This is a genomic window from Carboxydocella sp. ULO1 (genome assembly GCF_002049255.1).
Taxonomy (GTDB): Bacteria; Bacillota.
Map to the genome: position 1 here is coordinate 108,432 of NZ_BDLQ01000058.1, position 15,359 is coordinate 123,790.

Annotated in this window: 15 protein-coding genes; all 15 read right to left on the minus strand. The window is 53.6% G+C overall.

Features of this window, described 5'->3' with window-relative positions; all coding sequences use genetic code 11:
• Window positions 1-3: 3 nt before the first annotated feature.
• Complete coding sequence (locus ULO1_RS08765; RefSeq protein ID WP_079933406.1) at window positions 4-879, minus strand: lipid II flippase Amj family protein; 876 nt, start codon at window positions 877-879, stop codon at window positions 4-6.
• A gap of 22 nt (window positions 880-901) precedes the next feature.
• A complete protein-coding gene (locus tag ULO1_RS08770; protein ID WP_079907305.1) occupies window positions 902-2,545 on the minus strand; it encodes a putative manganese-dependent inorganic diphosphatase in 1,644 nt (547 codons plus the stop codon).
• Between the two features lie 4 nt (window positions 2,546-2,549).
• On the minus strand, window positions 2,550-4,724 hold the full coding sequence (pcrA, locus tag ULO1_RS08775) for a DNA helicase PcrA (protein ID WP_079933407.1): 2,175 nt from the start codon (window positions 4,722-4,724) through the stop codon (window positions 2,550-2,552).
• Window positions 4,725-4,921: 197 nt separating this feature from the next.
• Window positions 4,922-7,090: a methyl-accepting chemotaxis protein gene (locus ULO1_RS08780; RefSeq protein ID WP_078665990.1), complete on the minus strand. Its 2,169-nt coding sequence runs from the start codon at window positions 7,088-7,090 to the stop codon at window positions 4,922-4,924.
• Window positions 7,091-7,244: 154 nt separating this feature from the next.
• Window positions 7,245-7,880 (minus strand): bifunctional phosphoribosyl-AMP cyclohydrolase/phosphoribosyl-ATP diphosphatase HisIE, encoded by a 636-nt coding sequence (gene hisIE / locus ULO1_RS08785; RefSeq protein WP_078665989.1) that lies wholly within the window; start codon window positions 7,878-7,880, stop codon window positions 7,245-7,247.
• Window positions 7,877-8,638: an imidazole glycerol phosphate synthase subunit HisF gene (hisF, locus tag ULO1_RS08790; RefSeq protein WP_079907310.1), complete on the minus strand. Its 762-nt coding sequence runs from the start codon at window positions 8,636-8,638 to the stop codon at window positions 7,877-7,879. Before hisF ends, hisIE begins: the two co-directional genes overlap by 4 nt.
• The gene (hisA, locus tag ULO1_RS08795; RefSeq protein WP_078665987.1) at window positions 8,638-9,363 is read right to left on the minus strand and encodes a 1-(5-phosphoribosyl)-5-[(5-phosphoribosylamino)methylideneamino]imidazole-4-carboxamide isomerase; all 726 of its coding nucleotides are present in this window, start codon (window positions 9,361-9,363) and stop codon (window positions 8,638-8,640) included. The genes hisF and hisA overlap by 1 nt, the downstream gene beginning before the upstream one ends.
• Window positions 9,341-9,979, minus strand: a complete 639-nt coding sequence (gene hisH, locus ULO1_RS08800) for an imidazole glycerol phosphate synthase subunit HisH (protein ID WP_079907311.1) — start codon at window positions 9,977-9,979, stop codon at window positions 9,341-9,343. The genes hisA and hisH overlap by 23 nt, the downstream gene beginning before the upstream one ends.
• 13 nt (window positions 9,980-9,992) lie before the next feature.
• A complete protein-coding gene (hisB, locus tag ULO1_RS08805; protein ID WP_079907313.1) occupies window positions 9,993-10,580 on the minus strand; it encodes an imidazoleglycerol-phosphate dehydratase HisB in 588 nt (195 codons plus the stop codon).
• Window positions 10,577-11,635: a histidinol-phosphate transaminase gene (gene hisC, locus ULO1_RS08810; protein ID WP_159446600.1), complete on the minus strand. Its 1,059-nt coding sequence runs from the start codon at window positions 11,633-11,635 to the stop codon at window positions 10,577-10,579. Before hisC ends, hisB begins: the two co-directional genes overlap by 4 nt.
• Window positions 11,632-12,939 (minus strand): histidinol dehydrogenase, encoded by a 1,308-nt coding sequence (hisD, locus tag ULO1_RS08815; RefSeq protein WP_078665984.1) that lies wholly within the window; start codon window positions 12,937-12,939, stop codon window positions 11,632-11,634. The genes hisC and hisD overlap by 4 nt, the downstream gene beginning before the upstream one ends.
• Window positions 12,940-12,951: 12 nt before the next feature.
• Window positions 12,952-13,623 (minus strand): ATP phosphoribosyltransferase, encoded by a 672-nt coding sequence (hisG, locus tag ULO1_RS08820; protein ID WP_079907316.1) that lies wholly within the window; start codon window positions 13,621-13,623, stop codon window positions 12,952-12,954.
• Window positions 13,624-13,728: 105 nt separating this feature from the next.
• Window positions 13,729-14,649 (minus strand): sensor histidine kinase, encoded by a 921-nt coding sequence (locus ULO1_RS08825; RefSeq protein ID WP_078665982.1) that lies wholly within the window; start codon window positions 14,647-14,649, stop codon window positions 13,729-13,731.
• Window positions 14,650-14,663: 14 nt separating this feature from the next.
• On the minus strand, window positions 14,664-15,149 hold the full coding sequence (locus ULO1_RS08830; RefSeq protein ID WP_079907317.1) for a hypothetical protein: 486 nt from the start codon (window positions 15,147-15,149) through the stop codon (window positions 14,664-14,666).
• Window positions 15,150-15,202: 53 nt separating this feature from the next.
• A complete protein-coding gene (locus ULO1_RS08835) occupies window positions 15,203-15,325 on the minus strand; it encodes a cyclic lactone autoinducer peptide (RefSeq protein ID WP_079907319.1) in 123 nt (40 codons plus the stop codon).
• Window positions 15,326-15,359: the final 34 nt, after the last annotated feature.

Below are 15,359 nucleotides of genomic sequence, written 5' to 3' on the forward strand. Positions count from 1 at the left end.
CTCTTATCCCTTCAGCAAGGTGGCCGCCCAGGCAATTACCTGGGCCGCCGGTACAGTAATCAGCTGGGCAAACAGGGTACCGGCAATACGGCTGAATGACAGATATTTTACCATTACCGCCACTTCCTCCTCTTCCCTTACCCCGCGTAAGGCCTGGTCAGTGAGGGAAGCCACCTGGGGGTCAACGGCTGTGGCCAGGAACACGGTAGCGAAACCGTTGACAATGGCAGATAAAGTCACTGCAGTCGTGCTGAAGCGGGGATTCATGGCTCCGGCAAACATGGCCGACAGTACCCCGGTAGTTGCCAGGCCGGTAGCCAGGACATTCAGTAAAAAGACCTGGCCGGGCAAAGGCAATTTTTCCCCCTGGCGCACTTTGTTAATATGGCTTAAAGAAGGCGGCTTGATTTCCTTCAAACCCTGACGTAATTTGCCTGGATGTAAAAGCAACACTACCATTTTGGGCACTGAACCCACTTTTTCAAAAAGCAGTATCAAACGGCTGAAGATGCGGACAAAGCTGGGAACCAGTAAGGTTCCCAGCACTGTGCCTGCAAAAGCCGCCAGCAGCACCAGCCTGACTTTTACTGTCAGTCCGGCCAGGGTGGATTGATAGATGGCCAGGTGTTCCAGCTGGGTTTGTTCCAGTTTGCCCACTCCAGCAGTGATGGTATGAATGGCATCATCCACCAGACTGGCAAAGAGCGGGCCCTGGATGGTATTGGCCGTTGAGGCCAGCAAGAAAATCACATTCCAGAGGGAAAAAGCGATGGCCAGCCGTTTGGTCTTCACTCCCGCCAGACGGACGGAATAGGCTAAGGTGCTAATCAGATGCAAGAGGGCGGTAAAAATCATCACCACCCATAAGCGGCTTTCCATGGGCCTGGCCTCCTTAAAGGGTTTATTTACTCAAATGAGCCGTTAATGGCGGCACAACCTGTTTCTTGCGGGACATAACTCCAGGCAGATACATGGCCTGGTCGACAAGAGGCTGGCCAAAAGTTTCCTCCACCACCCGGCTTTCCGGGCCGGTGACCAGCAATTCGGTCCCTTCTTGCAGGATATCGGTAATCATCAGCAAGACCAAATCCAGGCCTTTCTCCTTGCGAATGGCCTCCATATCCGCCAGCAGTCCTGCTTTCAGCTGAGCCAGCTGAGAGAGGTCCATGGTTTCCACCTGGCCGATACCCAGGGTAAGGGGACCCATCTTGAATTCCTTGAAATCCTGATAAATGATTTCCTCATTGGTTCGCCCCACCAGGCTGGTACCGGCTTTATACATCTCCAAGCCAAACTGGTCTATATCTACCCCGGCAATCTCCGCCAGCCAGCGGGCGGTTTCCTCATCCCGTTTGGTGCAGGTGGGGGATTTGAACAGCACAGTATCTGAGAGGATAGCTCCCAGCATCAACCCCGCCATGGTCCGGGGGATTTCCACTCCTGATTCCCGGTACATGCCAGCGACAATGGTCGCAGTACAGCCCACCGGTTCATTGCGGAAAAAGATGGGTTGACCGGTCTGGATATCCCCCACCCGGTGGTGGTCAACGACTTCCAGGATTTCCGCCTGTTCCAGGCCATCAACAGCCTGACTCTTTTCATTATGGTCCACTAAAATCACTTTCTTGCGGGACAGGGCCAGCAAATGATAACGGGAGACTACCCCGAGGAAGCGGTTATTTTCATCCACTACCGGGTAATTGCGGTAACGGGTTTCCAGCATTACCTTTTTGGCTTCATCTGCCAGGTCATCAGCCTGAAATACAATGCAGTCACTGGCAGGCCGCATCAAGCTGCTGACCGGGGCACTCATATTGATCAAACGGGCAGCAGCAAAAGTATCATGGGGTACGGAAACCAGGGCTGCTCCCCGCTTTTCCGCCTCCGCCCTGACCCGGTCACTGACCGTATAGCCACAGGTGATAATCAGGCAGGCCGCTTCCCGGGCCAGCGCCGTCAGTTGAGCTTCTTCCCGGTTGCCCAGGATGACCACATCTCCCGGGCTTATGTAATCTGCCATGGTCTGGGCCGCCATCGCCCCGATAATCACATTCCCGGTCAGTTCGGTACTTTCCGCCGGACCGCTCAGCAGTTGACCATTGAGAGTGCGGATAATATTTCCCAGAGTAACATGCATTTTACCCAGGTTTTCCAGCCCCAGTTCCTGCATGTATTTGTGGGCAATATCCCCCAGGGTGACCAGACCAAGAAAATGGTTTTGCTCATCCACAATGGGAATGGTTTTAATGTTGTGGGTGCGGGTGAGAATGCCCACTTCCCGCAGGGGCGTGCCCGGCAGCACTGCTACCGGTGTATCCCCGTTTAACATATCCTCCACCCGGGCTTTGACATCAGTCAGCAGAGGCGGAGCTTCCACTCCGAAGTAGTCCAGCACAAACTGGGTTTCCAGATGGAGTTTACCCGCCCGTGCCGCCTGATATTCCCCGCCCCCCAGGGCGTTTTTGAGATAGGCATAGGCAATGGCAGAACAGATGGAATCAGTATCAGGGTTTTTGTGGCCGATTACATACACTGGTTTGGACATTTTTCTACAACTGCTCCTTTCTGATTGGTGCGTATTTTGCTATAAAAACCTTGATTCCCAGGTTCGGAAAAGCAATAGAAAGCTCGGTATCTTCTCCCTGGCCCTTAATGCCGACAATAGCCCCCGGTCCATATTTTTTATGCACTACCCGGTCCCCCAGCTGCCATTCCTGTTCAGCTGCTGTCGACCCTTGAGCTGATGTGGAGGCAGCTCCCGCCTCCAGGCGGTCTACCCCGCTTCTGCTGGCCCCTGTCCCCCGTTCCAGCAAATGGGCGGGAATCTCACTCAGGAAGCGGGAAGGGGGGTTAGTGCTGATACGGCCAAAGAGGTTGCGGCTCCAGCAATGGGTCAGATAGAGCTTCTCTTTGGCCCGGGTGATGCCCACATAGCAAAGGCGACGCTCTTCTTCCAGTTCCGCTTCTTCCAGGCTGAGCAGGGCCCGGGAGTGGGGAAAAATCCCCTCTTCCATTCCGGCCAGGAAGACCACGGGAAACTCCAGACCTTTAGCGGAATGGAGAGTCATCAGAGTCACCTGCTCCCCACTTTCCAAAGTATCAAGGTCACTCATGAGGGAAATCCCGGCCAGAAAACCTTCCAGGCCTTCTTCTTCCTGGCGGGCATCAAATTCCATGGTTACCGTCCGGAATTCCCGCAGGTTTTCCAGGCGGGTCTGGGCCTCCACCGTTTTTTCCGCTTCCAGTTCTGCCTGGTAGCCGGTGCGCTCCAGCACTGCATCCAGCATTTCCGTAACCGAAGCGATCTCCACCTGCCGACGCAAATCCTCCATTAGATTAATGAAGTCCCGCACTGCCTTCTGGGACCGGGCAGAAAGTCCTGGAATTTCCTCCACTACCATTAAGACCTGGTAAAGGCTGAGATTGCGCCGGGCCGCTTCCTGGCGGATTTTGTTCACCGTAGCTTCCCCGATATTGCGTTTGGGCACATTGATAATGCGCTCCAGACTGACACTATCAGCCGGATTGACCAGTACCCGCAGGTAGGCCAGCACATCTTTGATTTCCTTGCGTTCATAGAACTTGAGGCCTCCGACCATTGTGTACGGGATGGCATTGCCGATCAGCTCATCTTCAATGGCCCGGGACTGGGCGTTAGTGCGGTATAAAACCGCAAAATCGCTGTAAGGGCGGCCATTCTTATTTAAACGCAGGATTTCTCCCACGATAAAGCGGGCTTCCTCCTTTTCATCCCCCAGCTGCACACAGACGATTGGTTCACCTGCCGGGTTTTCCGTCCAGAGGGACTTATCCTTGCGACCCACATTATTGGCTACCACCGCATTGGCCGCAGCCAGAATAGTTCTGGTGGAACGATAATTCTGCTCCAGTTTGATTACTTTAGCCTCAGGATAGTCCCGTTCAAAATCCAGAATATTGCCAATATCCGCTCCCCGAAAACGGTAAATACTCTGATCATCATCCCCCACCACACACAAATTGCGATGGGCCGAAGCCAGCAAATTGACCAGTCGGTACTGGGCATGGTTGGTATCCTGGTACTCATCCACCAGGATATAGAGGAATTTCTGCTGATAATAGGCCAGGATTTCCGGAAACTCCTCAAACAGCTGCACAGTCAGCATGATCAGGTCATCAAAATCCAGGGCCTGGTTACGAATCAGTTTTTGCTGATAGCTCTCATAGACCCGGGACGCCGTTTCCGCCAGCCAGTCACCATAAACCCGGCGCCGCATTTGGGCCGGGGTTTCCAGGCGGTTTTTGGCATCACTGATCAGGGCAGCCATCAGGCGAGGGGAGTATTTTTTCTCGTCCAGATTCAGTTCCCGCAGACATTCCTTCAGCACTGTCTGCTGGTCTGCCGTATCGTAGATAACAAAATTGGGATCATAGCCCAGATAGCTGATTTCCCGCCGCAGGATGCGCAGACAGGCGGAATGGAAAGTGGAAACCCACATGTCTCTGCTGATAACTTCCCCTACCAGCTGTTCCACTCTTTCCTTCATCTCACCGGCCGCTTTGTTGGTAAAAGTGATGGCTAAAATCTGCCAGGGCTTGACTCCCTGCCTGATCAGATAAGCGATACGATGGGTTAAGACCCGGGTTTTGCCACTGCCGGCCCCGGCCAGAATCAGCAAGGGGCCATTGATATGGGTAACAGCTTCCCGCTGCACAGGATTGAGGTTGGCCAGCAAATCAGCCATTTTGTTCTTCCTTTCTTTGCTTGTACTAAGACTGATATATATTCTACAACATCTGTTTGTTTCCTGCTATAAGTTTTCTGCTTAAAATTAGAGCTTTCTCCACCTGGCTTTACGGCCGATTTCCACAGGAGTAATTAAACCCTAACGCCGGGTACAATCTTAAACAAAAAGAAAAAGGGGCTAACCCCCTTTCGTTTTTATACCCTGAAACGATTAACCATCTGCTGCAGGTTTTGCGCCAGTCCGGAGAGATTTTGGGCCGCAGCTGCTACCTGCTGGGCAATGGCCTTGAGCTCGTGAGTACTGTGACTGACATTCTTGACCGCATTGGCGCTATCATCAGTAGCCCGGGCGATATTTTCAATAGTGAGCAGGACGTTGTCACTGCCAGCAGCCATTTCCTCCGTAGCGGCAGTATTTTCCTCAGTGATAGCAGCGATATTGTCAATTGCCTGCACCACATCCCGGCTTTGCTGCTGCACATTTTGAATGGCAGCAGCAATGGCCTGGAGCTCGTCCCCTGCCTTGCGGGCGATTTCCACGATTTCCTGTAAAGCGGAACCGGCCGCATGGGCTTTGCTAACTCCCTGTTCTACCTGAGTGGTACCCGTTGCCATCGCCGCAACCGCCTGTTCGGTGGCTTTCTGGATAGTCTGGATCAATTGCCGGATTTCCTGGGTGGAACGGCTGGACCGTTCTGCCAGTTTGCGCACTTCATCGGCTACTACCGCAAAGCCTTTGCCATGTTCCCCGGCCCGTGCAGCCTCAATAGCCGCATTAAGAGCCAGCAAGTTAGTCTGTTCAGCAATATCATCGATAACCTGGACAATTTCCCCAATCTGTTTGGAGTGCGCCCCCAGCTGCTTAATATCTTCCGCTGCTGCAAATACTACCCGGCGAATTTCTTCCATACCTTGAACGGTTTCCGCTACTACCTGGCCACCGGCTTCCGCCTTTTCCCGGTTAAGACGAGCCGCCTCCTCCACCAGTTGCATGCGCTCTCCGATTTCAGCAATTCCTGTGGCCATACGGTTAACCATTTCTGCACCTCTGGTTACGTTCACTGCTTGCTCCTGGGCCCCGGCGGCGATTTGGGCAATTGCCTGACTCAACTCCCGCATGGCTGTTTCCGCGGTCTGTACAGAACTGCTCTGCAGTCTGGCGCCTTCTTCCACCACCCGGATGGTTTCATTAATGGCATTCATGATTTCCTCAGTAGTCACCGCAGCCTGCTGAGCACTGGCAGTCAATTCCTGACTGGCGCCATTCACAGCGTTGGAAGTATTGAAGACCTCAGTAATAACCTGGCGCATATTTTCCAACATGGCGTTAAAGCCCTGGGCCAGTAACCCCAGCTCATCGGATCCTTTGCCCTGTACTGCAGCCGTCAGATCTCCTCTGGCGACCTGATCAGCCACAGCCGCCAGATGGCGCACCTGTTTGGCTACCCCATGGGCAAAGATGGTGCCCACCAGCATCGCAACCAGAATTGCGATAACAGTCGTCCAGAGAATAGCTGTATTGAGGTGTTCCAGCTCAACAAAAGCCTCTGCTGTCGGCTCCTGTACAAATATACCCCAACCCAGGCGCTGCAGGGGCTTGTAACCGGCGACTTTTTCTACCCCCTGGAAGGTATAAGTGGTAAAGCCCTCTTCCCCGGCCAGAGCCTTTTTAATGAAAGGCAATTGCTCTCCCAAATTGGTTTGTTTTCTGACCAGTTCCCGGTCCGGGTGGGCAATTACAATCCCCTTTCTGTCCACAATATAGCCATAACCGCTCTTGCCCAGTTTCATCTTGGAAACCATGTCACTGAGGCTGCCCAGATCGATGTCAGCAGCCAGTACCCCGATAGCTTTACCGTTTTTATCTTTGATGGCTTTCGCTACAGTTACAATCGGCAACCCTGTAGAAGCATCATTGTAAACGTCGGTGATTTCGATTTTATCACTCTTGATGGCTTGCTGAAACCAGGGGCGTTGCCGGGCATCATAGTCTGCCGGCAGATTTGTAGTCGGAGTGATACTGGGCAAACCAGGCTGATCCAGGTATCCGGCATAAATAAACATAAACTGGGGATTATTTTTAATCACCTGGGAAAAAATCGCTCGCTGGGCGGCAAAATCCTTGCTCTCCAAAGCCGGCAGAACAGCCAGGGTTTCCACGATTTTCTCCGAAGCCCGGATATGGTTATCGGTCTCCCGGGCCAGGGAATCCACCAGAGCGTTAATCCCCTTGCGCGTCTGGTTTTCAATACCCGCCTGGGCATTTTGCCGGGCATGTACCCCGGCCACTACCAGCGGAATGATAATCAGAGCCGCAAACATAAACAATAATTTAGCACGAAAATTCCAGAACCTGGCCTTCATCTTCTCGCCTCCGCTTATAAGCAATTAAATTTTTGATTACAAATATTCGTCAATTTTTGTCTATTTCCTGCCATCAGATTTAAGTCAGTATATTATAGACAAATCGAAAAGGGTGTCTATCATTTATACACTATTGATAGACACCCTGATAAATTCATCTCCGTTTGGCCAGCTCCCGGTAGACCCGGGCCGGTTCCATGCCCTGTTCCGCCAGCAGTACCCAGAGGTGATAAATCAGGTCAGCAGCTTCCCAGGCCACTTCCTCGGGCTGACGGTTTTTGGCAGCGATAATTACCTCGGCCGCCTCTTCTCCCACTTTTTTCAGGATCTTATCCAGCCCCTGATTGAAAAGTTTGGCGGTATAAGAGCCCTCCGGCCTGGTCTCTTGCCGCTCCTTGATTACTCGCCAGAGTTCCACCAGAATTTCACTGCCCGCCAGGCTTTCTTGCTCTTCTCTCTCCCCAAAACTGAGGCGATTGTGAAAACAGGAATATTCCCCGGTATGACAGGCTACCCCCACCTGTTCCACCTTGATAAGAAGGGCATCGGCATCACAGTCATAAGCGATTTCCCGTACCAGCTGGTAGTGGCCTGAGGTTTCCCCTTTATTCCATAACTGCTGGCGACTGCGACTCCAGAACCAGGTACGCCCTGTGGCCAGGGTCCGTTCCAGAGCCTGCCGGTTCATATAAGCCAGCATCAGCACTTCCCTGGTATGCACATCCTGAACAATAGCCGGCAGCAGGCCATCGGGGCCAAACTGCAAGTCCTGGATTCCCTTTTGTTTCATATCCTCACCTTCACCCCTTGCTGCCGCAGATATTCCTTGACTTCCCTGATAGTATAAGTGCCAAAGTGGAAAATGGAAGCAGCCAGTACAGCGTCAGCTTCACCTTTTGTCACCCCATCCAGAAGGTGTGCTAACGTCCCGGCCCCCCCGGAGGCAATCACCGGTATGCGCACTGTCCGGGCAATGGCCCGGGTCAGCTCCAGGTCATAGCCATCCTTGGTGCCATCGCGGTCCATACTGGTGAGCAAAATTTCGCCTGCCCCCAGACGCTCTACCTCCTGGGCCCAGGCCACTGCATCCAGCCCGGTGGGAGTGCGACCACCATGAATAAAAACTTCCCAGCCATCCCCATGCTGACGACGCCGGGCGTCAATGGCCACTACAATGCACTGGCTGCCAAACTGCCGCGCTCCTTCTGCTACCAGCGCCGGATTTTTGATGGCAGCCGTATTGACCGAAACCTTGTCCGCTCCGGCCAGCAGCATCTGGCGCATATCATCAACGGTGCGGATACCTCCCCCGACAGTAAAGGGAATAAACACCTCTTCCGCCGTTCGCCGCACTACCTCCAGCATGGTTTGCCGCCCCTCATGGGAGGCAGATATGTCCAGAAAAACCAGTTCATCGGCCCCGGCCTGGTCATAAAAGCGGGCCAGTTCCACCGGGTCACCGGCATCCCGCAAATTGATAAAATTGGTGCCCTTGACCACCCGTCCCCCATCCACATCCAGGCAGGGAATAATGCGTTTGGCTAACATCAGCCACAAACCTCCAATGCTTCACTGAGGTTGACCGTTCCCGCATAAAGGGCTTTACCCACGATAACCGCTTCAACCCCCAGACTTTCCAGTTCCTTCAGAGCCTGCAGGTCTGCCAGAGTGGCCACCCCACCGGAAGCGATCACCCTCAGTCCACTTTCCCGGGCCAGGGCAGCAATGCTGTCCAGATTAGGACCTTTCAGAGTGCCGTCCCGCCGCACATCGGTAAAGACCACCCGTTTGACCCCGATCTCCACCATCTCCCGGGCCAGTTGACCGACCGTTTTTTCCACCGTTGCTTCCCAGCCTTCAATGGCGACCAGGCCATCTTTGGCATCTATCCCCACCACAATGGCCTCCTCCCCAAAGCGCTGGATGGCTTCCCGCACCAGGGCAGGCTGGTTAATGGCCACCGTACCCAGGATCACCCGATTCACTCCCAGGTTCAGCAGCTCCTCGATGGTCTCCAGGCTGCGAATACCACCACCCAGCTGAACAGGGATTTTCACTTCCCTGACAATGGCTTCAATACAGGTCCGGTTATAGGGTTTGCCGGTAAAAGCTCCATCCAGATCGACCAGATGCAGCATTCTAGCCCCCAGCTCCTGCCAGCCCAGAGCAACTGCCACGGGATCGTGGGAATAGATGGTCTCATTTTCCACCTTTCCCTCCACTAGCCTGACACACTTGCCTTCCCGCAAATCAATGGCCGGAATAATCAGCACCGTAAATCAACTCCCCGAAATTTTTTAGTATCCGCAATCCATCCCGGCTGCTCTTTTCCGGATGGAATTGTACCCCCCATAATCCGGGAGCTGCCACCGCCGCCGCAAAAGGACGACCATACTCAGACCAGGCAGCTACCGTTTCTGCCTGTGCTGCTTCCACATAATAGGAATGGACAAAATAACAATAGGTCCCTGTCGCCAGCCCCTGAAACAGCAGTTGCCCCCAGGGGTTAGCGGTAAACTCCAGCTGATTCCAGCCCATATGGGGCACCTTCAGTTCTCCCCGAAAACGCACCACCCGTCCGGGCAACAAACCTAGTCCCGGCTGTTCGGGGCTTTCTTCACTGCTTTCAAACAGAAGCTGCATACCCAGGCAGATCCCTAAAAGCGGCTTGCCCATGGCAACCAGTTCCTTTAAGGGCTCCACCCAGCCACCCCCGCTGAGCCGTTCCATGCCATAGCCAAAGTGGCCAACCCCGGGTAAAATCAGGGCCCTGACGGCCACCATCTCTCCCGGTTCAGCCAGAATTTTCGTTTCCAATCCGGCAGCCTGACAAGCCCGCACCACACTGCGCAAATTGCCGGCACCGTAATCGATTATACCGACGGTCATTTTCCTACCCCCATCATAATACACCCTTGCTGGACAAAACCCCCGGAATGCGGGGATTTACCATAGTCGCCTGACCCAGAGCCCTCCCCAGAGCCTTGAAACAGGCCTCGGCCAGGTGGTGGCAATTGTGCCCCGCCAGACCGCGCACATGCAGGTTCAAGCCCCCGTGGTTAACCAGGGCCCGGCAGAATTCCTCCACCAGTTCCAGGTCAAAATTGCCTACCTGGGCCCGGGGAAAGGTCAGGTCGAAATTGAGGTAAGGCCGGCCACTCAAGTCCACTACTACCTGGACCAGGGCATCATCCAGCGGCACTGTCGCCTCCCCAAAGCGGTTAATTCCCGCTTTATCCCCCAGTGCGCGTACCAGGGCCTGTCCCAGGGTGATGCCCACATCTTCCACAGTATGATGGGCATCAATCTGCAAGTCCCCACTGGCTTCCACTGTCAGCCCGAAGAGCCCATGCTGTCCGATCTGGGTCAGAAGATGATCGAAAAACCCGATCCCGGTCTCGATCCGGGGCGGACGTATCTGGTCCAGTTCCAGTACCACCTTCACCCTGGTTTCCCTGGTTGTCCTCTCCACCGCTATGGTTCGGTTCATTTTGCCAGCACCTCTTTTACATTCGCCATCAGCAGGCGGTTTTCCTCCATTGTACCCACAGTAATTCGCAGACAATTAGTCAAACGGGGATGGCCCAGAAAACGCACCAGTATCCCCCGTTCAGCCAAAGCAGCAGCTACTGCTTGCGCTGGCCGGTCAAATTCCACCAGCAGGAAATTGGCGGCACTGGGCCAAACTTTTTTCACCCCCGCTATCTCTGCCAGCTCCCGGCTCAGTTCCTCTTTATCCTTTAAGATAGTCTCTATTTGCTGGACAAACAGCTCCCGGTGGCGTAATGCCGTCAATGCTGCCAGCTGGCTAAAGGCATTGAGATTATAGGGCTGGCGCACTTTATGCAGTTCCCTGATTAGCTCCCGGTTACCCAGGGCATAGCCCACCCTCAGTCCCGCCAGGCCAAAGGCTTTGGAAAAGGTACGGAGAATCAGGAGCTGGGGGTAACGGGGCAGCAAATCCACTACCGTTTGCCCGCAGAATTCGTAGTAGGCCTCATCCACTACCACCAGGGCCTCGGTCCTTTCCAGCACCTGAATGATCTCATCTCTTTCCACCAGGTTGCCGGTAGGGTTATTAGGGGTACAGATAAAGACTGCCCCGGTAGCTGGCTGCTGTGCCTGTTCCAGTAAAGGCGCCAGTTCCAGGTTGAATTCCTCATCCAGCGGCACTTCAACCGGGGTACCACCAGTAGCCAGAGTATTGATGGCATACATGGCAAAACTGGGTCCACCATAAACCGCCTGGCGCCCGGGTCCAACATAAGCCTGGCAGACCAGATGCAGGATTTCATCCGAGCCATTGCCCAGCAGAATCTGGTCAGCTTCTACCCCACAGTAGGCCGCCAGCTCAACCCGCAGCTGACTGGCAGTAGCGTCAGGATAGCGCTGAAACAGACCGGTCGACAAAGTCGCCAGCATTTCGGCCAGCACCGGTGCCGGAAACGGATGGGGGTTTTCATTGGCATCCAGTTTCACCCGCCAGGGTAATTCGTGGGGATCATAAGGTTTAAGGGCCTGTAGCCAGGCGCGCGCCTCAATCACTGCTCTCCCTCCTCTGTCAGGTCTTCCAGGCGTACCGCTACTGCCCTGGCATGGGCGGTCAATCCTTCTGTATTAGCCAGTTTGACAATGGCCTCTCCTTCTGCTTTCAAACCCCGGGCGGTATAGGAAAGGAGGCTGGTTTTCTTCATAAATGTCTCCACATTAAGGGCGGAATAGAAACGGGCGGTACCACCAGTCGGCAGCACATGGTTGGGCCCGGCCAGATAGTCCCCTACCGGTTCCGGTGTATAGGGTCCGAGAAAAATGGCACCGGCATGCTGAATAAGGCCCAGCCATTGCCAGGGGTCCTGCACTTGCAATTCCAGGTGTTCAGGAGCATAGCGGTTAGCCAGTGCTACCGCTTCCTCCAGATCAGCAGTGATAATTGCCCCACCGTAAGACACCAGACTTTTAGCCGCTATTTCCCGTCTCTCCAGGGCCTGCAGCTGTTTTTCCACTTCCCCAGCTACCGCTTCTGCCAGCTCCCGGCTGGGGGTGAGCAACACTGAGGAAGCCAGCACATCATGTTCAGCCTGGGATAGAAGGTCAGCTGCCAGATAACGAGGATTGGCAGTCTCATCAGCGATAATCAGGATTTCACTGGGCCCGGCCAGCATGTCGATATTGACCCGGCCATAGACTTCCTTCTTGGCCAGGGTAACATAGATATTGCCCGGACCGGTAATCAGGTCCACCTTCCGGATGGTTTCGGTGCCAAAGGCCAGGGCAGCGATAGCCTGCGCTCCCCCGATTTTATAGATTTCCGTCACTCCTGCCTCCCGGGCCGCCACCAGGGTATAGGGACTCAAACGTCCATCCCGCCTGGGTGGAGCCACCATAACAATCTCCTTTACCCCTGCTACCCGGGCAGGAATGGCATTCATTAGCACTGAGGAGGGATAATCGGCAGTCCCCCCCGGGACATAAATTCCTACCCGCTCCAGGGGCCTTACCAGCTGGCCCAGCACATTCCCCTTTTGGTCTGGTTCTGCCCAGGATTTGGGCAGCTGTTTCTGGTGAAAGGCACTAATATTATCCCGGGCCAGGCGCAGGGCCGCCAGAAACTCCTCATCCACCCGGGTATAAGCCTCAGCTACCTCTGCCTCGGATACGCGCATGGTGGCTGCTGTTAGCTCTACCCCGTCAAAGCGGGCCGTGTAGGCCAGTACCGCCTCATCTCCGCGACATTTGACTTCCGCCAGTATCTCCCTGACTGCCTGTTCATAACAGGCCAGATCGCCATATTCCTTCATTAACAGCCGTTCTGCCTCTACCGAACCGGCTTGCAAAATCCTGAACACCATCTTCGTCCCTCCTCAACAATCACTGTGCCGCTGGCTGGTATGGAATTTCAGCTTTTCCAGTAACGGCCCGATCCGCCTATCCTTGATGCGCAGATTGACCCGGTTGGCAATCAGGCGAGCGGTAACCGGAAAAATCTCCTCCACTTCCGCCAGATTGTTTTCCCGCAAAGTACGACCGGTAGAAACCAGATCCACAATCAAGTCCGCCAGCCCCACCAGGGGAGCCAGCTCGATATTGCCATGCAGCTTGATAATTTCCATCTGCAAACCTTTGCTCTGGAAAAACTGTTCCGCCACCCGGGGAAACTTGGTGGCTACCCGGGCTGCCGCCCATTGCGACCAATCGGTTATGGGAGTGAGCGCCTTAGGAGCCGCTACCACAAAACGGCAAAAACCGAATTTCAAATCCAGCAACTCATAAACATCCTTGCCCTGTTCGGCAATGGTATCTTTCCCCACTATCCCCAGATCCGCTGCTCCGTATTCCACAAAGGTAGGAATATCCGTGGGCCGGCAAATGAGGTAATTAACTTCCTGTTCCGCATCAGTAAAAAAGAGCTTGCGGCTGTCCCCCAGCAACTGGTCTGTATTTAAGCCACAGCGGCCCAGCAACTCCACCGCCTCCGCAAACAAAGCCCCCTTGGGCAGGGCAATGGTTAAGAAATCGTTATTTTTACTGAACATAGCCCTTCTCCTCTTTAGTTAGTTAAAGTGATGATTTACTAATATACTATCATGGTAATGGAGAAAAAGTCAATAAAAAAATAAGCGCCGGATTTGCATCAGGCGCTAGAGCCATAAGCCCGGTCCAGCCCAAATGGTAACCGCCAGATTCCCGTCCCGGCGGGGCAACCAGACAGTAAAAGTGGTTCCCTCCGCTTCGGTGCTGACCAGGTTGATTTTTCCGCGATTCTTCTGAACCAGAGTGGCTACTATATCCAGTCCCAGACCATTGCCTTCAGCCCCTTTGGTAGTGAAACCCCGCTCAAAGATTAGTCTTTGCAGTTTGACGGGGATAGGGGGCCCCCAGTTATGTACCGCCAGGCGAAAGCCTTCTTCCAGTTCCTCGATGCTTACAGTAACTATCCGGTCCCGGGGCAACAAATCCTTGACAGCATAAATGGCATTATCCAGCAGATTGCCCAGGATGCGGGCCAGATCCAGACCGCTGATTTCCGCCTGACCCAGATTGGAGCGGATATTGAACTGTAAACGTATCCCTTTTTCCTCGGCCAGGGCCTTCTTCTTCCATAAAAGAGCTTCCACTTCCGGTTGACTGACCAGCCGGTTTTTGTTGGCCCCGATTAGCTGGGCAGTGATTTCCGCCAGGTATTCGTATGCATCCTGAGGCTTGCCCAGTTGAATCAAGCCCCCGATGACCTGGAGGTGATTGAGGAAATCGTGACGATAAGCACTTAAAGTAGCATTAAACTCTTTGGCCTCTTCCAGTTGCAGAGCCTGCAGCCTAGCTTCTTCTTCCACATCAGCCATACGAATGATTTCCCTGACCATGAATACCCCCAAAATAGCGCAAAAGACCCCCAGGAGTCCGATGGTGATGAGCAAGCTATCACTTCTCAGCACCGAACTCCAGCGAGTCTCGTATCGCCAAAATAGCTGTAAAGTTACCAGCAATAAGAAAAGCCAACCTTGCAAGAGGATATTAGCGATTAAAAAAGCCACTTTGCGGCTGATTTGTCTGGAAGGCATTTCTCCCCATCCTTTTATCCACGAATCCTGCGCTGGTACAGGTCGAACCAGACTATCCGTCGGCGTCCGGTCCACCAGGCAGCCAGATAAACAGGAATCATTTGTAACTGACCAACTAAAATCATTAAACGCCAATCATTTAAAGCTTTTTGTAAAAAATTTTGTTGATTTAAGATTTTTACAACCAGTATTCCGGTAAAAATGTCAATAACTATCATGGTTAGATAGCTTAATATTGCCACAACCAGGCTAAACCAGACACGCCTCCAAACAATGCTGCCCCCTAAAGCCATCAAGGCCAAAGAAACAGGAATATGCAAACCATAAGGAAGGCCCGCGCGTTTAATCAGGGCAGCAACAACACCATCTGCCAGGGCCAGCACCAGGCCCAAGCCCAGTACCTGCAGCAATGTTCCCCGCTTGCCCAGCAAGGTAGTAAACAATAACAAATAGGCTGCTATGGCCGGCCACCAGGATAGTAACAAAACCTGTAACTGCATTTTCTCCCTCTTCTTGTTTATTTTTAAAATAGCGACAGCCCAAGAAACTCGCCCTATTTCCTCAATTTTTTCGGCACTTCGGGTTCATAGACAAACAGACTACTGGTTATATCCACATTAGCCTGTGCCAGCAACAACAGCACATTAACCAACCCGCTCAAGATCCGCTTCGACATGGGTCCATCGCCTCCTCGGAACAGGGGCCGGGCT